Annotated in this window: 15 protein-coding genes; 9 read left to right on the top strand and 6 right to left on the bottom strand. The window is 74.6% G+C overall.

What is annotated here, in order from left to right; all coding sequences use genetic code 11:
- Nucleotides 1–49: 49 nt before the first annotated feature.
- The 5 genes from EV384_RS02275 to EV384_RS02295 all read right to left on the bottom strand — a co-directional run bounded on the left by EV384_RS02275 (nt 50) and on the right by EV384_RS02295 (nt 4,183).
- The gene (locus EV384_RS02275; RefSeq protein ID WP_130329668.1) at nt 50–742 is read right to left on the bottom strand and encodes an NUDIX hydrolase; all 693 of its coding nucleotides are present in this window, start codon (nt 740–742) and stop codon (nt 50–52) included.
- Nucleotides 743–797: 55 nt separating this feature from the next.
- A complete protein-coding gene (locus tag EV384_RS02280; RefSeq protein WP_130329670.1) occupies nt 798–1,406 on the bottom strand; it encodes a TlpA family protein disulfide reductase in 609 nt (202 codons plus the stop codon).
- Nucleotides 1,403–2,182 carry an endonuclease III gene (gene nth, locus EV384_RS02285; protein ID WP_130329672.1) on the bottom strand — a complete coding sequence of 260 codons (780 nt, stop codon included), beginning with the start codon at nt 2,180–2,182 and terminating at the stop codon, nt 1,403–1,405. The genes EV384_RS02280 and nth overlap by 4 nt, the downstream gene beginning before the upstream one ends.
- A gap of 70 nt (nt 2,183–2,252) precedes the next feature.
- On the bottom strand, nt 2,253–3,431 hold the full coding sequence (locus EV384_RS02290; RefSeq protein WP_130329674.1) for a CapA family protein: 1,179 nt from the start codon (nt 3,429–3,431) through the stop codon (nt 2,253–2,255).
- Nucleotides 3,432–3,520: 89 nt separating this feature from the next.
- The gene (locus EV384_RS02295; protein ID WP_130329676.1) at nt 3,521–4,183 is read right to left on the bottom strand and encodes an adenosylcobinamide amidohydrolase; all 663 of its coding nucleotides are present in this window, start codon (nt 4,181–4,183) and stop codon (nt 3,521–3,523) included.
- Nucleotides 4,184–4,402: 219 nt separating this feature from the next.
- Here EV384_RS02295 and EV384_RS02300 point away from each other — a divergent pair, with 219 nt between their 5' ends.
- The 9 genes from EV384_RS02300 to EV384_RS02340 all read left to right on the top strand — a co-directional run bounded on the left by EV384_RS02300 (nt 4,403) and on the right by EV384_RS02340 (nt 15,667).
- Nucleotides 4,403–5,080 (top strand): Crp/Fnr family transcriptional regulator, encoded by a 678-nt coding sequence (locus EV384_RS02300; protein ID WP_007466162.1) that lies wholly within the window; start codon nt 4,403–4,405, stop codon nt 5,078–5,080.
- Between the two features lie 111 nt (nt 5,081–5,191).
- The gene (locus EV384_RS02305; RefSeq protein WP_130329678.1) at nt 5,192–5,935 is read left to right on the top strand and encodes a metallophosphoesterase family protein; all 744 of its coding nucleotides are present in this window, start codon (nt 5,192–5,194) and stop codon (nt 5,933–5,935) included.
- A 380-nt stretch (nt 5,936–6,315) separates the two neighbouring features.
- A complete protein-coding gene (locus EV384_RS02310; RefSeq protein WP_242623905.1) occupies nt 6,316–6,981 on the top strand; it encodes a TetR/AcrR family transcriptional regulator in 666 nt (221 codons plus the stop codon).
- A 40-nt stretch (nt 6,982–7,021) separates the two neighbouring features.
- Nucleotides 7,022–7,867 carry a TIGR03084 family metal-binding protein gene (locus EV384_RS02315; protein WP_130329680.1) on the top strand — a complete coding sequence of 282 codons (846 nt, stop codon included), beginning with the start codon at nt 7,022–7,024 and terminating at the stop codon, nt 7,865–7,867.
- On the top strand, nt 7,864–9,573 hold the full coding sequence (locus EV384_RS02320; protein WP_130329682.1) for an acyclic terpene utilization AtuA family protein: 1,710 nt from the start codon (nt 7,864–7,866) through the stop codon (nt 9,571–9,573). The genes EV384_RS02315 and EV384_RS02320 overlap by 4 nt, the downstream gene beginning before the upstream one ends.
- Nucleotides 9,570–10,709: an acyl-CoA dehydrogenase family protein gene (locus EV384_RS02325; RefSeq protein WP_130329683.1), complete on the top strand. Its 1,140-nt coding sequence runs from the start codon at nt 9,570–9,572 to the stop codon at nt 10,707–10,709. The genes EV384_RS02320 and EV384_RS02325 overlap by 4 nt, the downstream gene beginning before the upstream one ends.
- Complete coding sequence (locus tag EV384_RS02330) at nt 10,706–12,307, top strand: acyl-CoA carboxylase subunit beta (protein ID WP_130329685.1); 1,602 nt, start codon at nt 10,706–10,708, stop codon at nt 12,305–12,307. The genes EV384_RS02325 and EV384_RS02330 overlap by 4 nt, the downstream gene beginning before the upstream one ends.
- A gap of 67 nt (nt 12,308–12,374) precedes the next feature.
- Nucleotides 12,375–14,480 (top strand): acetyl/propionyl/methylcrotonyl-CoA carboxylase subunit alpha, encoded by a 2,106-nt coding sequence (locus EV384_RS02335; RefSeq protein WP_130329687.1) that lies wholly within the window; start codon nt 12,375–12,377, stop codon nt 14,478–14,480.
- The gene (locus tag EV384_RS02340; RefSeq protein ID WP_130329689.1) at nt 14,477–15,667 is read left to right on the top strand and encodes an acyl-CoA dehydrogenase family protein; all 1,191 of its coding nucleotides are present in this window, start codon (nt 14,477–14,479) and stop codon (nt 15,665–15,667) included. The genes EV384_RS02335 and EV384_RS02340 overlap by 4 nt, the downstream gene beginning before the upstream one ends.
- Before the next feature lie 6 nt (nt 15,668–15,673).
- Here EV384_RS02340 and EV384_RS02345 read toward each other — a convergent pair whose 3' ends face one another.
- The gene (locus EV384_RS02345; RefSeq protein WP_130329691.1) at nt 15,674–19,441 is read right to left on the bottom strand and encodes a CHAT domain-containing protein; all 3,768 of its coding nucleotides are present in this window, start codon (nt 19,439–19,441) and stop codon (nt 15,674–15,676) included.
- Nucleotides 19,442–19,513: the final 72 nt, after the last annotated feature.

Genomic DNA, 19,513 nt, shown 5'->3' on the forward strand with positions numbered 1-19,513 from the left:
GGCAGCCGGCACGGAAGCGGCCCACCGCTCGCTCAACGTGACAGTCAGGTCAGCGGACGGGGCTCTCGTCGACCTCGTCGGTGCCGGCCGAGGGCGCCGGGGCGGCGGCGGTCGGCGGCAGCTCCACCACCCGGCCGGGCGGCCACGGGCGGGCCCAGCCACCCATCTCCAGCAGCGTGGCCAGCACTCCGGCGGTGAACCCCCAGACCAGCATGCCCCGGGCGGAGAAGGCCGGACCGATCCAGCCGCTCGGGTGGCGTACCCGCATCCGGTTCTCCGGGTCGACCAGCTCGGCGATCGGCAGCCGGGCGACGTGCGCGACCTCGGCCGGTTCCCGCGGGTGCACCGGGTGCGGCGCGTGCCACCAGGCGAGCACCGGGGTGACCACGAAGTCGCTGACCGGGATCCAGAGCTTCGGCAGCTCGGCCAGGACGGTGACGCTGGCCGGGTCGAGCCCGACCTCCTCGTTCGCCTCCCGCAGCGCGGTCGCGCTGGCGTCGGCGTCCTCCGGGTCGGCCGCGCCGCCCGGAAAGGCCGGCTGGCCGGCGTGGTTGCGCAGGGTGGCGGCGCGCTGGAGGACCAGCACGTCCGGGCCGCCGCCGGGCTCCTCCCCGAGCAGCACGAGCACCGCGCTCTCCCGACCGCCGCTCTCCGGGGTGGCGAGCCGGGTGAAGTCCTCGGCGCGGGCGGTGCCGAGCCGACCGAGCAGCGGATCGAGCCACGGCGGCGGTTGCCGGTTCACGGGGTGACCTCCGTTCCCGACTGAGGGGCCCGCCGGAGCGGCCCGGTCCGCGCGCTCACGCGTCCACCCCCACGCCGAGGTGCGTACGGACCAGCTCGGTGAGCGTGGCGTCGTCGAGCGCGCCGGTGGCGTCGGTGTGCCGGACCCGGCCGTCCGCGCCGACGAAGAGGGTGAGCGGGAAGGCGTTGCGGTTGAGCGCCCGCTCGAACGCGTCCCCCTGGTCGACCAGCATCGGGAAGCGGACGCCGAAGTCCTCGCCGATGGACTGGGCGCCGCCGCGGCTGTCCCGGCTGTTCACTCCGATCACCTGGAACCGACCGGCGGCGCGTTCGCTGAGCCGCTGGAAGGCGGGCAGCTCCTTGCGGCAGGGCGGGCACCAGGACGCCCAGACGTTGACCACCGCCGGGCCCTTCACCTGCCGCAGGTTCACCGGGGCTCCCCCGGTGAAGCAGGAGAGGGTCAGCTCGGGCAGCGGCTCACCCGGCCCGGTGGTGGGCGCGGGGGCGGCCGAGGCCGGCGCGGCGGTCAGCGCGGCGCAGTCGGCGAACGGCGAGGGGCGCTCGGCGCGGGTGGCGGCCGGCGGGGCCGCCCCCTGGTCGGTGGCGGTGCAGCCGGCGACCGCCAGCAGCGCCGGGACGAGCAGGGCCGCGAGTCGGCGGTTCACGGCACCTCCGCGGCGACGGCCTGCTGCGGCACCAGCTCCGGGTCGATCCCGACGGCCGCCGCGAGGTCCCGGGCGCGGGGGCCCTTGAGCAGCTTGGCGGCCGCCGCCGGATCGGTCGGCCCGGTCCCGTACGACGGGCAGAGCTTCGCCAGCGTGCAGGCGCCGCAGGCGGGCTTGCGGGCGTGGCAGACCCGCCGGCCGTGGAAGATGATCCGGTGCGACAGCATGGTCCAGTCACGCTTCGGGTAGAGCGCCCCAATCGCGTGCTCGATCTTGACCGGGTCGGTCTCGGCGGTCAGCTTCCACCGCTGCACCAGCCGCTGAAAGTGGGTGTCGACGGTGATGCCGGGGACGCCGAAGGCGTTGCCGAGGATCACGTTGGCGGTCTTGCGCCCGATCCCGGGGAGGGTCACCAGGTCGGCCAGCCGGCCGGGGACCTCGCCGTCGTACCGCTCCAGGAGGGCCCGGCCGAGGTTGATCAGGGAGCTGGTCTTGTTCCGGTAGAAGCCGGTCGGCCGGATCAGCTCCTCCAGCTCGGCCCGGTCCGCCCCGGCGTAGTCGGCGGCGCTGCGGTAGCGGGCGAAGAGCTTAGGGGTGACCTCGTTGACCTTCTTGTCGGTGCACTGCGCGGAGAGGATCGTGGCGACGGCGAGCTCCAACGCGTTGGAGTGGTCGAGTTCACAGTGCGCGTCGGGGTGCGTCTCGGTCAGCACCCGACCGATCCGCCGGGCGCGGCGCGTACGCCCGAGGTCGGTCTCGGGGGAACTGATGGTCACGCCGGCCAGCCTACGTCGCGCGGGCGACGTCCCGGCGGGCCGACGCGGGCGTGGACCGCCCCGGCCCGGCCTACGGCGCGGTGATCCGGCCCGCCGTGTCGAGCCGCGCCCCGGTCCTCGGGAAGTCGGCCCGGCTCATCTCCCGGACCAGCCCGAGACCCCGGTGGCCGGAGTCGATCGACGGCCGGCCCACGCTGCTCATGACGGTCGAGGTGAACGTCCCGCCGGTGAAGGTGCCGTCCGGCTTCAGGGAGACCTTCAGCACGCCGCCCCAGCCGAGCCGGCCGGAGCTGTTCAGCGACTTGCCGCCGCCGGCGAAGTTGCCCAGGCTGTACGCGATCAGGCGGCCCCGGTAGAACTCCATCCCGCGCAGCACGTGCGGACCGTGCCCGACGACCAGGTCCGCCCCGGCGTCGATGACGGCGTGGGAGAAGCGGACCGGGTCGCCCCGGTTCTCGCCGAAGAACAGCTCGGTGCCCGGCTTCACGTGGCTCCGGTCGGCGCCCTCGGCGCCCATGTGCACCTGCACCACGACCAGGTCGGCCATGGTGGCCGCCTTCGCCACCACCCGCTTCGCCGACTCGATGTCGACCAGGCTGTTGGACCAGACGTACGACGAGAAGCCGGCCACCGCGACCTTCACGCCCTCGACCTCGACCACGGTGATCTGGTCGGGCGCGCCGGTGTGCTCGAGGCCGTGCTCCTCCAGCGCCCGCTGGGTGTTCCGGTAGCCCTTGGGGCCGTAGTCGTAGCCGTGGTTGTTGGCCTGGTTGAGCAGCTCGAAGCCGGCGTCGCGGAGGTGCGCCGCGTACTCCGGGGGCGCCCGGAACTGGTAGCAGTTCTGCGGATTCGGTCCGCACTTGCCGGCGCCGGTGTCCTCGGTGAGCGGCTCCTCCAGGTTCCCCATCACCAGGTCGCCCTTGAGCGCCGCCTTGACCTGGTCGAAGAAGCCCTTGCCGTCGTTGGGCGGCAGCCGGGACGGGGCGTTGCCCATGATGACGTCGCCGGTCGCGGCGAGTGAGATGGCCTGCCCGGCCACCTCCGCCGGCCCGGGGTCCGCCGACCCGGCCGGGTCGAGCGGGACCGGCGAGCCGGTCGACCCGCCGCCCGCGCCCGGCTGCCAGACCGGCGCCCCGCCGGCGTCGTCGTTGGCGCAGCCGGCGGCGAGGAGCGCGACGAGCAGCGCGCCGAGGGCGCCGGTGAGGCGGCGACGGCGCGGGCGGGACGCGGAGCGGACGGCAGAGTACATCGTGCGCGACGCTACCGCGCGGCAAACGCTCCGACGAGGGCCGATCGGTCGGAAAACCGGGCCCACCGAAGGGCCGCCCGCCGGCCGGGTCAGCCGGTCCAGCGGTCGGACCAGGGCACGACGGTGCCGGCGCCGCCGGCGAGCACGGCCGCGTGCACGGCCCGGGCCAGCGGGCCGCCCCAGGTCGACCGGGGGCCGCCGTACGGGGCCGGCTCGCCGTCGGCGGGGCAGAGGACGGTGACCGCGTCGGTGGGCGTGCCGGTGGCGGGCAGCCCCAGCTCCCAGATCGCCTGTGCCTTCGCCTCGGTGGCGGTGGCCACGGCGTTGACCAGCGCCGCGTCCCCGAGCCGGGCCGGGACGGACACGATGATGTTGACCGTGCCGACCCGCTGCGCGGGTGTCGCCGGGGCCGGCGCGGCGGCCCAGACCGGGGTGCCGAGCCCGACCGTCGCCCAGACCCGCACGCCGGTGTCGGCCCGGGCCACCACCTCGGCGACGTCGACCCCGGTCAGCAGCCCGACCCCGGGCCCGTCCAGGCCGAGGCCGTCGGCCAGCTCGGCCAGGTGGGCGGCCGGGTCGTCCCGGTGGTACGACATCGGCACGGTCGCGTTGACCACCCACCGCCGTACGCCGATCCCGCCGCCGAGCGGGCTGGTGCCGGCGGCCAACAGCGGCTCGGCGGCCCGCCAGACCAGCATTGGGATGTCCCACCCGTCCTCGTGACGGGTGGTCAGGAAGGGCTCGTTCAGCACGGCACCGACCCTACGATCGAGGTGGGGACCGGCGGTGACCACCCGCACCGGGCGCGGGATGGTAGTCGTTGATCAGGTCGGGTAGGTTACGTCCAACGATCAAGATTCCAGGGGTGCACCTCTGATTCATGCTGACGTGCGCCTAGACTGGCGGCGCGCGAGGGGATCAGCGGACGGCGGACCCGGCCGACGGACGGCACGCGCTGGCGGAGGTGCGCGATGGACGAGGTACTGGCCCGCAGCGGGATCTTCCAGGGTGTCGACCCGGAGGCTGCCGAGGCGCTCGCCAAGGAGATGGAGACGATCGAGGTTCGCAAGGGCGAGATCGTCTTCAACGAGGGCGAGCCCGGCGACAGTCTCTACATCCTGCTGTCCGGCAAGATCAAGGTCGGCCGCCGCGCGGCGGACGGCCGGCAGAACCTGATCGCGGTGATGGGCCCGTCGGACATGGTCGGTGAGCTGTCGCTCTTCGACCCGGGCCCGCGTACGGCGACGGCCACCGCGGTGACCGACACCCGGCTGGTGCGGCTGCGCAAGCAGGCGCTGCGGCCGTGGCTGAACAACCGGCCGGAGATCGCCGAGCAGCTGCTGCGGGTGCTGGCCCGCAGGCTGCGCCGGACGAACGACTCGCTGGCCGACCTGATCTTCACGGACGTGCCGGGGCGGGTCGCCAAGAACCTGCTCCAGATGGCCGGCCGGTTCGGCACCCGGGACGGCGGCGTGCTGCGGGTGACCCACGACCTGACCCAGGAGGAGATCGCCCAGCTCGTCGGCGCCTCCCGGGAGACCGTCAACAAGGCGCTCGCCGACTTCGCCTCGCGCGGCTGGCTGCGGCTGGACGGCAAGAGCATCATCATCCTCGACCCGGAGCGCCTGGCCCGCCGCGCGCGGGTCTGACCGAGTCAGGACAGCATCGACAGGGACCGCCCTCCGGGGCGGTCCCTGTCCTCGTTCTGCCCGGCGCAGAACCCCCTCGACGTCCGGCGGCCGGACGGGCACGGTGGGCTGATGCTCGAACGTGTCGCCGTCCTCTCCGACATCCACGGCGCGCTGCCGGCGCTGGAGGCCGTACTGGCCGAGCCGGACGTCGCCGCCGCCGACCTGATCGTGCTCACCGGGGACATCGCCGCCGGCCCGCAGCCGGTCGAGGTGCTGGACCTGCTCGCCGCGCTGGGTGAGCGCGCCTGCTGGGTGGGCGGCAACGCCGACCGGGAACTGGTCGAGGCGCGGGCCGGCCGGCCCTCCCCGCACGACGTCTCGAACTGGGCGGCGGCGCAGCTCCGCGACGACCAGGTCGCCCGGCTGGCCGCGCTGCCGCTGACCGTCACCCTGCCGGTCGCCGGACTGGGCGAGGTGCTCTTCTGCCACGCGACGCCGCGGGACGACGAGGAGATGGTGCTGGTCGACTCCCGGCTGGAACGCTGGGCGGAGGTCTTCGCCGGGCTGCCCGCCGAGGTCGGCACGGTGGTCTGCGGACACACCCACATGCCGTTCAGCCGGCTCGTCGACCGGCGCCTGGTGGTCAACCCGGGCAGCGTCGGCATGCCGTACGGCGGGGCGGGCGCCTGGTGGGCGCTGCTCGGCCCCGGGGTGCACCTCCGCCGGACCAGGTACGACGTGGACGCGGCCTGCGCCCGGGTGGCGGCCGAGTCGACCTACCCGGACGCCGCCGAGTGGGCCGGCGAGTACCTCCGCTCCCAACACAGCGACGCCGACGCGCTCGCCGTCTTCGGCCCCGGCGACGGCCGCTGAACGACGCCGGGGCCGGCCCTCGGATCGCCGGGGCGGCCGCCGCAGCGCGGACTCCTGCCGCGCGGGTGCCGGCCGGTGTGCGGGTGCCGGCCGTGCGGGCAGGTCCAGGGACCTGGCAGCCAGGCCGCTCCCTCGCCGACCGGCACCCGAACTTCCGCTGTCAGCGTCCTTTGGAGCTGAATCGTCTGCGACATCGCGGCGGCACCGTCGAGGGCGCCCCCGCCCGCCAGGCCGGTGAATCGTCTACGACATCAGCTCCAAAGGAAGGCCCCAGCACCATCGCCGCCCGGACAGCCATCCGCCCGGCACCGGGCGTCACCGCTGAGTCGACTGAAAAAGTCAGTCTTGACTGTTTGTTTCGAGGGCGGCACGCTGTCCCCGTGCCCGCCGCATCGACCCGCGTCCCCCAACAGGAGCGCAGCCGCGCCACCCAGGCCCGGCTGCTGGAGGCGACCGTCGAGTGCCTGGTCGAGCACGGCTGGTCCGGCACCACGACCACCGTGGTGGCCGCCCGGGCCGGCGTCTCCCGCGGCGCCCAGCTGCACCACTACCCCACCAAGGCCGCCCTGGTCACCGCCGCCGTCGCCCACCTCACCGAACGCCGGGCGGCGGAGCTGCGCACCGAGGCGGACGCCCTGCCCGCCGGCCCGCAGCGGCTGGACCGGGTGATCGACCTGCTCGGCGCGGCCTTCACCGGGCCGCTCTTCGTCGCCGCCCTCGAACTCTGGGTGGCCGCCCGCACCGACGCCGAGCTGCGCGCCGCCCTGGTGCCGCTGGAGGCCCGGGTGGGCCGCGAGATGCACCGGCTGACCGTCGAGCTGCTCGGGGTGGACGAGCGCCGCCCCGGCGTCCGGGAGGCCGTGCAGGCCACCCTCGACCTGCTCCGCGGGCTGGGCGTGGCCAACCTGCTCAGCGACGACTCGCCCCGCCGCACCGCCCTCCTGCACACCTGGAAACGCCAGCTCGCCGTCCTGCTCGCCCCGAACCCCGGATCGCCGGACGCGGTGCCACCGGCGACCGGCGGCCCGGGACGCGCGGGGCCCTGACCCGAACGCCCTGACCGGCACACCCCCGCCCGGAGGCACCATGGTCGACCTGCTCGCACTGCTCGCGGATCTCGCCGCCGAATCCGACCAGCTCGACGCCCTCGTCGCCGGGCTGCCACCCGAGGGCTGGGCGCGGCCGACACCCGCCCCCGGGTGGACGATCGCCCACCAGATCGCCCACCTGGCCTGGACCGACCACGTGGCCCGGCTCGCCGCCACCGACGCCGAGGCCTTCTACGCCTCGGTCCTCTCGGCGCCCGACCCGGCCCGGCTGGTCGACGACGGGGCCGAGTCGTTCCTCGCCCCGCCCGCCGAGCTGCTGGCCCGCTGGCGGGACGGCCGGGCGGCGCTCGCGTCGGCCCTCGCCGCCGTGCCGCCCGGGGAGAAGGTGCCCTGGTACGGCACCCGGATGTCGCCCGCCTCGATGGTCACCGCCCGGATCATGGAGACCTGGGCGCACGCCGAGGACGTCGCCGACACGCTCGGCGTCACCCGCCCGGCCACCGCCCGCCTGCGCCACATCGCCCACCTCGGCTTCCGTACCCTCGGACACGGCTTCGCCGCCCACGGCCGGCCGGCGCCGACCGCGCCGGTGCGGGTCGAGCTGACCGCACCCCACGGCGACACCTGGACCTTCGGGCCGGCGGACGCCGCCGACCGGGTCACCGGGCCCGCGCTGGACTTCTGCCTGCTGGTCACCCAGCGCCGCCACCGCGCCGACCTGTCCCTGGTCGCCACCGGTCCGATCGCCGACGAGTGGCTGGACGTGGCCCAGGCCTTCGCCGGCCCACCCGGGGCCGGCCGCGAGCCGACGACCGCACCGCCCGACGGCGGCCGGGCGACCGCCCTACCGGACGGGGACGCGCGCGCCGGGGCGACGCCGTGAGCGGCGTGCTGCGGATCGGCAACGCCTCCGGCTTCTACGGCGACCGGTTCACCGCCTGGCGGGAGATGCTCGACGGTGGCGAGCTGGACGTGCTGACCGGGGACTACCTGGCCGAGCTGACCATGCTGATCCTCGGCCGGGACCGGCTGCGCGACCCCGCCCTCGGGTACGCGAGGACCCTCCTCCGCCAGCTCGAAGGCTGCCTCGGCACCGCGCTCGACCGGGGCGTGCGGATCGTGACCAACGCCGGCGGCCTCAACCCGGCCGGCCTGGCCGCCGCGCTCGGCTCGCTCGCCGACCGGCTCGGTCTCACCGTGCGGATCGGGTACGTCGAGGGCGACGCCCTGCAACGTCCGGACGCGCTCACCGCCAACGCCTACCTCGGCGCGTTCGGCATCGCCGCCTGCCTGGACGCCGGGGCGGACGTGGTGGTCACCGGCCGGGTCACCGACGCCTCGCTGGCGGTCGGGCCGGCGATCGCCCGCTTCGGCTGGGGCCGCGACGACCTCGACGCGCTGGCCGGGGCGACTGTCGCCGGGCACCTGATCGAGTGCGGGGCGCAGGTCACCGGCGGCAACTTCAGCTTCTTCACCGAGCTGCCCGACGGCGGGCACCGGCCCGGCTTCCCGATCGCGGAGCTGCACCCGGACGGCTCCTCGGTGCTCACCAAGCATCCCGGCACCGGCGGCGCGGTCACCGTGGAGACGGTCATCGCCCAGCTGCTCTACGAGGTGGGCGGGCCGGCGTACCTGGGGCCGGACGTGGTGACCCGGCTGGACACGGTCAGCCTGACCGCCGACGGGCCCGACCGGGTCCGCGTCTCCGGCGTCCGGGGCACGCCGCCGCCGGACACCCTGAAGGTGGGCGTCAACAACCTGGGCGGCTTCCGCAACTCGATGACCTTCGTGCTCTGCGGGCTGGACATCCCGGCCAAGGCGGCCCTGGTCCGGGGGCAGCTCGAGGAGGCGGTCGGCAAGGAGGGGCTGGAGTTCACCCTGGCCCGCACCGACCACCCGGACGCCACGGAGACCGAGGCGGCGAGCGCGCTGCTGCACGTACACCTGCGTGACGGTGACAAGGCACGGACCGGGCGGGCCTTCTCGGCGGCCGCGGTGGAGCTGGCGCTGGCCTCCTACCCGGGCTGCACGCTGACCACCCTGCCCGGCGACGCCACCCCCTACGGCGTCTTCACCGCTGATTTCGTGCCGCAGGACGCGGTCGCGCACGTCGCCGTGCTGCCCGGCGGCGAGCGGGTGCCGATCGCCCCGCCGGTCCGCACCGCGCACGCCGTCGAGGAAGTTCCGCCCCCGGCCCCCGATCCGCTGCCGGTGGCCGGGCCGACCCGGCGGGGGCCGCTCGGTGAGCTGGTCGGGGCGCGGTCCGGGGACAAGGGCGGCGACGCGAACCTGGGCGTCTGGGCGCGCACCGACGCGACCTGGGCCTGGCTCCGCGGCTGGCTCACCGTCGAGCGGCTGGCCTGGCTGTTGCCGGAGACCGCCGCGCTGACCGTCGAGCGGTACGAGCTGCCGAACCTGCGGGCGGTCAACTTCGTGGTCCGGGGGCTGCTCGGCCAGGGGGTGGCCGCCTCCACCCGGTTCGACCCGCAGGCCAAGGCGCTCGGCGAGCTGCTCCGCTCCCAGGTCGTCGACCTGCCCGCCGATCTGCCGCCCGCACCGGCGGCCCAGCCCGGGGAGGTGGGCGCGTGACCATTATGGACACCCCCGAGCGGCGGCAGCTCCGCGAGCTGACCCGGGCCTTCGTGACCCGGGAGGTGCTGCCGCACCTGGCCGACTGGGAGCGGGCCGGCGAGGTGCCCCGGTCGCTGCACGAGACGGCGGCGAAGATCGGACTGCTCGGCGTCGGCTTCGCCGAGTCGGTCGGCGGCAGCGGCGGTGACCTGCTCGACTCGATCATCGTCACCGAGGAGATCATCCGCTCGGGCGGCTCGTCCGGGCTGGTCGCGGCCCTGTTCACCCACGGCATCGCGCTCCCGCACATGGTGGCCTCGGGTGACGCCGACCTCATCGAGCGGTATGTGCGGCCGACCCTGGCCGGGACAATGATCGGCGCGCTGGCGATCACCGAGCCGGACGGCGGTTCGGACGTCGCCTCGATCCGCACCACCGCTCGCCGGGACGGCGACCACTACGTGGTGAACGGTTCGAAGACCTACATCACCAGCGGGATCCGGGCCGACTTCGTCACCACCGCGGTCTGCACCGACTTCCCCGGCAGCGGCCAGCTCAGCCTGCTGGTGATCGAGAAGGGCACGCCCGGCTTCACCGTCGGGCGGCGGCTGGAGAAGCTGGGCTGGCACTGCTCGGACACCGCCGAGCTCTCCTTCGTGGACGTCCGGGTCCCCGTGGCGAACCTGATCGGCGCGGAGGACACCGGCTTCCTGGCGATCATGCAGCACTTCGCCGCCGAGCGGCTCTCGCTGGCCACCCAGGCGTACGCGACCGCGCAGCGCTGCGTGGAGCTGGCCACGCGCTGGTGCCGGGACCGGTCCACGTTCGGGCGGACGCTGGCCAGCCGGCAGCTGATCCGGCACCGGCTGGCCGAGATGTACACCCGGGCCGAGGCCGCCCGGACGTACGTGCACGAGGTGGCCGCCCGGGTCGCGGCCGGTGAGCCGGTGGTGACCGAGGTGGCGATGGCGAAGAACGTCGCGGTGGCCGCCTGCGACCACGTGGTCGACCAGGCGCTGCAGCTGCACGGCGGCTTCGGCTACCTGCGCGACGCCGAGGTGGAACGGCACTACCGGGACGCCCGGATCCTCGGCATCGGCGGCGGCACCACCGAGATCATGAACGAGATCATCGCGAAGGGCATGGGCCTGTGACCACACTGGAGAGCGCGCTCGACCCGTCCTCGCCGGCCGCCACGGCCAACCGCGAGGCCCTGCTGGAACGCCTCGCCGAGCTGGACGCCGCGCTCGACCGGGCCCGCTCCGGCGGGGGTGAGAAGTACGTGACCCGGCACCACAAGCGCGGCAAGCTGCTCCCTCGGGAGCGGATCGAGCTGCTGCTCGACCGGGACAGCCCGTTCCTGGAGCTGTCGCCGGTGGCCGCGTACGGCACCGACTTCCCGGTGGGCGCGAGCGTGGTCACCGGCATCGGCGTGGTCGAGGGCGTCGAGTGCCTGGTCATCGCCAACGACCCGACGGTACGCGGCGGCGCGGTCAACCCCTGGTCGCTAGCCAAGACCCGACGGGCCGGCGAGATCGCCCTGGCCAACCGGCTGCCGATGATCAACCTGGTCGAGTCGGCCGGGGCGGACCTGCCCACCCAGGCGGAGATCTTCATCCCCGGCGGCCGGGTGTTCCGCGACCTGACCCGGCTCTCCGCGGCGAAGATCCCGACGGTCAGCGTGGTCTTCGGCAACGCCACCGCCGGCGGCGCATACATCCCCGGCATGTCCGACTTCACCATCATGATCCGCGAGCGGTCCCAGGTGTACCTGGCCGGGCCGCCGCTGGTGAAGATGGCCACCGGTGAGGTCACCGACGACGAGTCGCTGGGCGGCGCGGCCATGCACGCCACGAAGTCCGGCCTCGCGGACTTCCTGGCGGAGGACGAGCGGGACGGCATCCGGCTGGCCCGGCAGTGCGTCCGCCGGCTGAACTGGCGCAAGCAGGGCCCGCCGCCCCGCAACCCCGTCCCGCAGCCACCGAAGTACGACCCGGAGGAGCTGCTCGGGATCGCCAGCGCCGACCTGAAGGTGCCGTTCGACCCGCGCGAGGTGCTGGCCCGGGTGTTGGACGGCAGCGAGTTCGACGAGTTCAAGCCGGGCTACGGCACCGCGCTGGTCACCGGCTGGGGCGAGCTGCACGGATACCCGGTGGGCGTGCTGGCCAACGCCCGGGGCGTGCTGTTCAGCGAGGAGGCGCAGAAGGCGACCCACTTCATCCAACTGGCCAACGCCGCCGACACCCCGTTGATCTTCCTGCAGAACACCACCGGCTACATGGTCGGCACCGAGTACGAGCAGCGCGGCATCATCAAGCACGGCGCCCTGATGATCAACGCGGTGTCGAACTCGACCGTGCCGCACCTGACGGTCAACCTGGGCGCCTCCTACGGCGCCGGCAACTACGGCATGTGCGGCCGGGCGTACGAGCCGAGGTTCCTCTTCACCTGGCCGAACGCCAGGTCGGCGGTGATGGGCCCGGCGCAGCTCGCCGGGGTGCTGTCCATCGTGGCCCGGCAGGCCGCCGCCGCCCGGGGACGCGAGTACGACGAGGACTCCGACGCCGCGATGCGGATGATGGTCGAGCAGCAGATCGAGTCCCAGTCCGGGGCACTGTTCCTCTCCGGCCGGCTCTACGACGACGGGGTGATCGACCCCCGGGACACCCGTACCATCCTCGGGCTCTGCCTGTCGGCGATCCACAGCGGACCGGTGAAGGGCGCCGACGGCTTCGGCGTCTTCCGGATGTAGCCGTGAGCGCGAGGAACGCAGCGAAGCGGAGTCCCGCGGTCGCGAACGAAAGGCAGGCTCAGCGCGCATGATCACCAAACTGCTGGTCGCGAACCGGGGCGAGATCGCCCGCCGGGTCTTCGCCACCTGCCGGGCGCTCGGCATCGCGACCGTCGCCGTGCACTCCGACGCCGACGCCGACGCGCCCTTCGTCGCCGAGGCCGACCAGGCGGTCCGCCTGCCGGGGAACACGCCGGCCGAGACGTACCTGCGGATCGACCTGATCCTGAACGCGGCCCGCAGGACCGGCGCGGGCGCCGTCCACCCGGGCTACGGCTTCCTCGCCGAGAACGCCGAGTTCGCGGCGGCGGTGACCGACGCGGGGCTGACCTGGGTGGGGCCGCCGGCCAAGGCGATCGCCGCGATGGGCGACAAGATGGAGGCGAAGGCGCTGCTCGCCGAGGCGGGCGTGCCGATGCTGCCGACCTGGACCGACGCGGACGAGATCACCGACTTCCCGGTGCTGGTCAAGGCGTCCGCCGGGGGCGGCGGCCGCGGGATGCGCATCGTCCGCGACCCCGCCGGGCTGGCCGAGGCCGTGGCCTCCGCGCGGCGCGAGGCGGCCGGCGCGTTCGGCGACGGCACGGTCTTCGTCGAGCGGTACGTCGAGCGCGGGCGCCACGTCGAGGTGCAGATCTTCGGCGACACCCTCGGCACGGTGGTGGCGCTCGGCGAGCGGGACTGCTCCGTCCAGCGCCGGCACCAGAAGGTCGTCGAGGAGGCCCCCGCCGTTGTCGCGCCGGAGCTGCGGCAACGGCTGCACGAGGCCGCGGTGGCCGCCGGCCGGGCCGTCGACTACGTCGGCGCGGGCACGGTGGAGTTCCTGCTCGCCCCGACCGGGGAGTTCTTCTTCCTGGAGATGAACACCCGGCTCCAGGTGGAGCACCCGGTCACCGAGGCGGTCACCGGGCTGGACCTGGTCCGGCTGCAACTGCTGGTCGCCGAGGGCGAGCCGCTGCCGTCGGCGGCCACCCCGCCGACCGACGGCCACGCGATCGAGGTACGCCTCTGCGCCGAGGACCCCGGCCAGGACTTCCGCCCGGCCACCGGCACCCTGCACCGCTTCGCCGTCCCCCGGGTGACCGGCGCCTTCGCCCCGACGAAGGGGCTGCGACTGGACTCGGGCGTGGTGGACGGCTCGGTGGTGGGCGTGCACTACGACTCGATGCTGGCCAAGGTGATCGCCTGGGCGCCGACCCGCGCCGAGGCGGCCCGGGCCCTCGCCGGCGCGCTGGCCGGGGCCGAACTCCACGGCGTCACCACCAACCGCGACCTCCTGGTCCGGGTCCTGCGCAGCCCCGAATTCGGGGCCGTGGAGATCGACACCGGCTTCCTGGACCGGCACGAGGAGGTCTTCGCCCCGCTGCTGCCGGCCGAGCAGGTCCCGTTGGCCGCCCTCGCCGCCGCGCTGGCCTCGGCCGCCGGCCGGCGCGCGGAGGCGACCGTGCTCGCCGGACTCCCGTCGGGCTGGCGGAACGTGCCGGCGTTCCCGCAGGTCGCCCGCTTCGCCGGACCGAACGGCGAGATCGAGGTCCGCTACCGGCTGGACCGGACGGGCGGGCTGGCGGAGTGGGCCACCGTCCCACCGCTCGTCACCTCCGGTGCGGCTGCCGGGAACGGCGGGCCCGGCGAGGCGGCCGACCCGGACGCGGCCGACCTCCGGACCGCCGGAGAGCCGTCGACCATCGCGCTGGTGACGGTCACCCAGGGCCGGGTGGCGCTGGACGTCGACGGGGTGCGGTGGGTGGTCCGCGTACACCGGGTGGGGTCGGAGATCTTCGTGGACGGCTCGGACGGGGCGGCGAGCCTGGTCGAGCTGCCCCGTTTCCCGCTGCCCATCGCGGAGCTGGCCGCCGGGTCGCTGCTCGCGCCGCTGCCCGGCGCGGTGACCCGGGTGCACGTCCAGGTCGGCCAGCGGGTCGCCGCCGGTGAGCTGCTGCTGACCCTGGAAGCGATGAAGCTCGAACATCCCGTGCTCGCCCCGACCGACGGTGTGGTCGCCGAGCTGCCGGTGCCGGCCGGCGGCCAGGTGGAGACCGGTGCCGTGCTGGCCGTTATCGACAACTCCAGCTCGGCGCGTCTTACGCCGCGCCGCGACCCGGAGCCGTCGAACCCCGAGGAGGACCCGCGATGAACTTCGACCTCACCCCCGAGCAGGACCAGCTCCGCGACGCCGTCCGGGCGCTGGGCCGCAAGTACGGTCACGGCTACTTCGTGGCGAAGGCCAAGGCCGGCGAGCACACCACCGAGCTGTGGAACGAGGCCGGCCGGCTCGGCTACCTCGGCGTCAACATCCCCACCGAGTACGGCGGCGGGGGCGGTGGCATCACGGAACTCGCCATCGTCTGCGAGGAGCTGGCCGCGGCGGGCTGCCCGCTGCTGCTGCTGGTGGTCTCCCCGGCGATCGCCGCCACGGTGATCGCCAAGCACGGCACGGACGAGCAGCGGAAGCGCTACCTGCCCGGCTTCGCCGACGGCTCGCTCAAGGTGGTCTTCGCGATCACCGAGCCGGAGGCCGGCTCGAACTTCCACCGGCTCGGCACAGTGGCCCGCCGCGACGGCGACGACTGGCTGCTGTCGGGCCGCAAGTGCTACATCTCCGGCGTCGACGAGGCGCGGTACGTACTGGTCGTCGCGCGGGTCGCCGTCGGAGACGGCAACGCCGGTTCAGCGGACGCGGCTCCGCAGAAACTGAAGCCGGCGCTGTTCATCGTGCCCACCGACGCGCCCGGGCTGACCCGCTCCAAGCTGGAGATGGAGATCGTCAGCCCGGAGAACCAGTTCCTGCTCTACCTCGACGACGTGCGGGTGCCCGCCGACGCGCTGGTCGGCGAGTCCCTCGACGCCGGCCTGCCGGCGCTCTTCTCCGGGCTGAACCCGGAACGGATCACGGTCGCCGCGATGGGCGCCGGCACCGGCCGGTACGCCATCGAGCGGGCGTCGGAGTACACCGCCACCCGGAAGGTCTGGGGCGGCCGGAGCATCGGCTCCCACCAGGGGGTGGCGCACCCGCTCGCGCACGCGGCGGTGCAGGTGGAGCTGGCCCGCCTGATGATCCACAAGGCGGCCACCCTCTACGACGCCGGGCGGGACCTGGAGGCCGGCGTCTCCGGCAACATGGCCAAGTACGCGGCCGGGGAGGCCGCCGCGCTCGCCGTCGACACCGCCGTGCAGGCGCTCGGCGGGGCCGGCATGACCACCGAGTACGGGGTGGCCACCCTGCTCGGCGCGGTCCGCGCCGGCCGGATCGCCCCGGTCAGCCGGGAGATGATCCTCAACTTCGTCGCCCAGCACGTCCTCGGCCAGGACAAGTCGTACTGAGGGCTCTCACAGCGGTCGGTTCAGCCCGACGTGAAGGTGCCCGGCCCACCGGGTCGGGGTCGAGGGGAACTCGTCACGGACGGCTCGCACCGTGTCGTTGAGCACCCACGCCGCGGCGGCCGGGTCGGGCGGCTCCGTGCCACCGTTCGTCAGCCCGGCGTAGAACGCCTCGGCGATCCGGGCGCTGTCCGTGGTCCGCCACGTCGTACCGATGACACCGCGAAAGCCCGCGAGCTGGAACGCGGCGGCCAGGTGCAGCGGCTCGTCGGTGAACGTCGGGTGCGTCTCGGCGGTGCTGCATGCGGAGAGGAAGGCCAGCTCGGCCCGCTCCAAGTGATAGGAGCCCACCATGCGTGGGCTGAGCATGCCGCCTCCGCCGAGGCGCAGGCCACCCCTCAGCGTGGCGTCGAGACTGGCGTCGGCCTCGCCGTGGCAGGCGAAGTGCGCGATCGGGTGCGCCCGCAACGCGTCTTCGACCGCGACCGGTTCCACCGCCGTGCCGGCGAGCACGGTCGAACCCGGAATCAGTCGCGCGACGTGCTCGACCTCGGCGTGGACCTGCGACAGTGCGGGCAGGTCTCCCGCCGTCGGTACGCCGACGACGGCGGCCGTGGCGGTGGTCGGTGGGCGCGGACGCTCCGCCACGGCGTGCGCGAGCGCGGTGAGGGTCGGTGTGTAGGACGACACGGCCCGGTCGAAGACGGTACGCGGGCGGCCGGGCTCGCGATGGTGCCCGGCCGCGTGCAGCGGAAGGCGGGCCAGCGTGCCGGCCGGCGACCACCAGATCCGGGGAGCCGGACCAGACACGGGAGCGATCCGGTCCAGCACCGGCCCGGTGACGGCGTCCCACAGCCAGGTCAGGATGCCCAGCAGGTCTTCCTGGGCGGCGGCGCGCCGGTCGAACGGCACCGCCGGGTCGATCGCGTCGGACACCGCCGCGGACAACCGGAAGACGTGCTGCCGGACGACGGTCTCGCGCAGGTCGGGCAACCGGACCAGCTGCACGCCTCGGTCCGGTTCCGGCGGGATGATCAGGGCGTCGCCCCGGTCGCCGTGCGTGGTGAGGACGACGACCGGCATTCCCGCGAGCCGCTGGCGCAGCAGGGGCAGCGACGGTGGCCGCAGGAAGTCGGCGAACTCGGGCAGCCGGCGGATGCGCTCGACCAACCGGTCCCGTTCCACCGCCAGCTCCCGGGTCCGGGCCCCCCAGGCGGGTCGGGGATCCCATTCCGTCGTGGCGGAGTCCAGGACCTCGCCGGACTCCGCCCGGCGCTCGACCTCGACGGTGAACTTCCGGACGTGCGTGTAGGCGTCCGCCTCGGACAGTTCGCGGTCGACCCGGTCGAGTTCCGCGGCGAGCTGCGGACTGGTGGTCCGCAGCTCCGCCCAGCCGCTGCGGATGCCCAGGGCCTCGTGGAACAGGAGCCCCCGCCCGCGCTCCAGCAGCTCGACGGCGCCGTCGGTGTCCCCCGCCGCGATCGCCACCGCGGCGGCCTCCGCGGCCAGCCCGCCCAGTTCAGCGATGGCGCCGAGCCGCCGGCGGCCGGCCAACGACCGGCTTACCGAGGACGGCATCCGCTGTACCGCCCGCTCCAGCGCGGCCAGCCGGGCGGCCGGGTCCGCTGCTTCGCGGGCCAGCGCCGCCTGCTGGCGTTCGGCCTCGATCCGTTGCTGCGCATCGGCCAGCGGCGAGGCGGCGAGCGCGGCGTACGTGGCGATGGCTTCGGCGCGGGCCCGGTCGGCGTCCGGTCCTCCCGATCGCGCCAGATCGGCTGCCGACCGGGCCAGGAGCCCGGCCCGCAGCGGCCACCAGTGGTGGTCGGTCGGAGTCTCCTCGACCGCCTCCCTGGCCAGGTCCACGGCGTTGGACAGGACGTCGAGGTCGCCGCCGAGCCGGTATCGCTGGTACAACACGTCGGCGACCGTGCTGCGGATCCGCGGCTGGTCCGGGTGGTCCGGCGGCAGCAGGGCGAGGGCCTCCCGGAGGGTGCGCTCGGCCTCCAGCAGGGCGGCCTGGTCCTCCCGCCGCACGGCGTGCCGGGTCACGCTGCTCGCATGGTTGTAGAGGAAGCCGACGCGGCGGGAATCGTCGTCGGGCAGGGCGGCGACCGCGCGTCGGCCGGCCGCCACGGCCTCGGCGAGGAGCCCGTCGTCGGGTGCCAGCGCGTCACGGCGCACCAGAAGACTGGACAGGCCCATCAGCCGCAACGCGTACGACTCGTGCTGCGGGGGCGTGAGCCGCAGCGCCTCCCGCTGGTGCAGCAGCGCCTCGTCCAGGGTGTCGGGATCGCGGGTCAGCCAGCCGGCGTCGGACAACGTACCGGCCAGGACGACGAGCTGGTGCGGGCGCTCGTCCGGCTGCTCGTCGGTCAGCTCCAGGGCCGCGCGGGCGGCGGACAGGGCGACCTCGACCAGCTGTTCGGCCCCGCCGTGCAGTCCCGCGTCGGCGGCGGTGCCGGCCAGCAGGTTCAGTGCCTCCCGCCGCAACGGGTGCCGCGGTCCGGCGGCGTCCAGGGCCAACTGTGCCCAGGTCGCCGCCCGCCCGGCCCCGCTCAGCTCGCCGCCGTGCTCCCAGCGATCACGCTCGGCCCCGCCGAGCAGCAGCAGGGCCTGCGGCCGGGCCGGGTGGAAGGCGGGCACCGCCGCGAACAGCACGGCGGCCGACTCGTACCGCGCGGACAGCGCCGGTGGTGAGGCGTCGACCGTGATCCGTGCGGCCCGTTCCTCGGCACGATGCAGCAGCTGGTCGAGTACGTCGGGCTGGTCGGCCGCGGTGACGATCGCGAGTACCGGGTCGGGGCCGACGGCGTCCGCCAACTGGTTGGCGACCGCGTTGAGCCGCTGGAGAGCCGACGCCATCGCGGGCTGGTCCGCGGCGGCGGCGTGGACCGCATCGCGCCAGGCGGCGGTCGCCTCGAGCAGGATCTCGACCGAGGCCAGCTCCGGGATCTCGTGCAGCCGGCACAACGCCGCGCCGAGCCGCGCCACCACGGTCGGGTCGGTGGGGTGCCGCTGCCAGCCGAGTTGCGCCGCCCGCCGGTACTCGCCGACGGCCAGCTCCAAGGCCCGGGGGCCGGCGCCCCGGTCGAAGTAGTGCTCCAGGAGGCGACCGCGGCGGCCGAGACGGTGGACCCGGTGCGGGTCCTGCGCCGACGTGGCCTCTAGCGCCCTCGTGGCGGTGTCCAACGCATCGTCGAGCGTCAGCGCGTCGCCGGTCTCCTCGGCGAGCGTGGCGAGCGCCTCGGCGAGATCGGTGAGCAGCGCGGCGCGGAGCAGTCGAGCTGCCCCGTCGCGTTCCTGTGCCAGGTGGGGAAGCCACTCCTGGTACAGCGTCACGAGCATCCGGAGGGCCTTCTCCGAGCCGGCCCGGTGCCGCTGCCGGAGACGCGCGACCCGATCGGCCTGCTGCTGACTCAACAGGACGTCCGACAGCACCGGTGCGCCGGGCCGATCAGTCTCCCGGCACTCGTCCCGGAGCGGTTCGGGCACCAGGTCCGGATCCCGGCGGTACAGCCGGCGGAACAGGTCGACCGCCGCGCGGCGCTCCCGCAGACCGTCGACCCCGGGCAGGTCCAGATAGCGGCACCAGTGCAGTCGCGCCAGCGCCTGCGCCGCCTGCCGTCCCGTTCCACGGTCACCGACCGCAGCGGCGAGGCTCTGCTGCTCCGCGGAGAGGTCGGTGTGCCACAGGACCCCCGAATTCCCGGTGCGTTCGTACTCGGCGATCACGGCGGTGGTCCGGTGCAGGGCAGTGCCGATGGTCCATCGCGACATCGCTTGTCCATTCCGTCGCTGCGGCCGGTGCGGAGGCGGCGATCGCCTCGGCTCCCCCTGATCCTGCCGGCC

The organism is Micromonospora kangleipakensis (genome assembly GCF_004217615.1).
In the GTDB taxonomy this organism is placed as follows: domain Bacteria; phylum Actinomycetota; class Actinomycetes; order Mycobacteriales; family Micromonosporaceae; genus Micromonospora; species Micromonospora kangleipakensis.

What these genes read in the sequence shown, in the direction of transcription:
- EV384_RS02290 (WP_130329674.1), bottom strand. Translation starts at nt 3,431, where the DNA reads ATGTACTCTGCCGTCCGCTCCGCGTCCCGCCCGCGCCGTCGCCGCCTC.
- EV384_RS02300 (WP_007466162.1), top strand. Translation starts at nt 4,403, where the DNA reads ATGGACGAGGTACTGGCCCGCAGCGGGATCTTCCAGGGTGTCGACCCG.
- EV384_RS02305 (WP_130329678.1), top strand. Translation starts at nt 5,192, where the DNA reads ATGCTCGAACGTGTCGCCGTCCTCTCCGACATCCACGGCGCGCTGCCG.
- EV384_RS02315 (WP_130329680.1), top strand. Translation starts at nt 7,022, where the DNA reads ATGGTCGACCTGCTCGCACTGCTCGCGGATCTCGCCGCCGAATCCGAC.
- EV384_RS02335 (WP_130329687.1), top strand. Translation starts at nt 12,375, where the DNA reads ATGATCACCAAACTGCTGGTCGCGAACCGGGGCGAGATCGCCCGCCGG.
- EV384_RS02340 (WP_130329689.1), top strand. Translation starts at nt 14,477, where the DNA reads ATGAACTTCGACCTCACCCCCGAGCAGGACCAGCTCCGCGACGCCGTC.
- EV384_RS02345 (WP_130329691.1), bottom strand. Translation starts at nt 19,441, where the DNA reads ATGTCGCGATGGACCATCGGCACTGCCCTGCACCGGACCACCGCCGTG.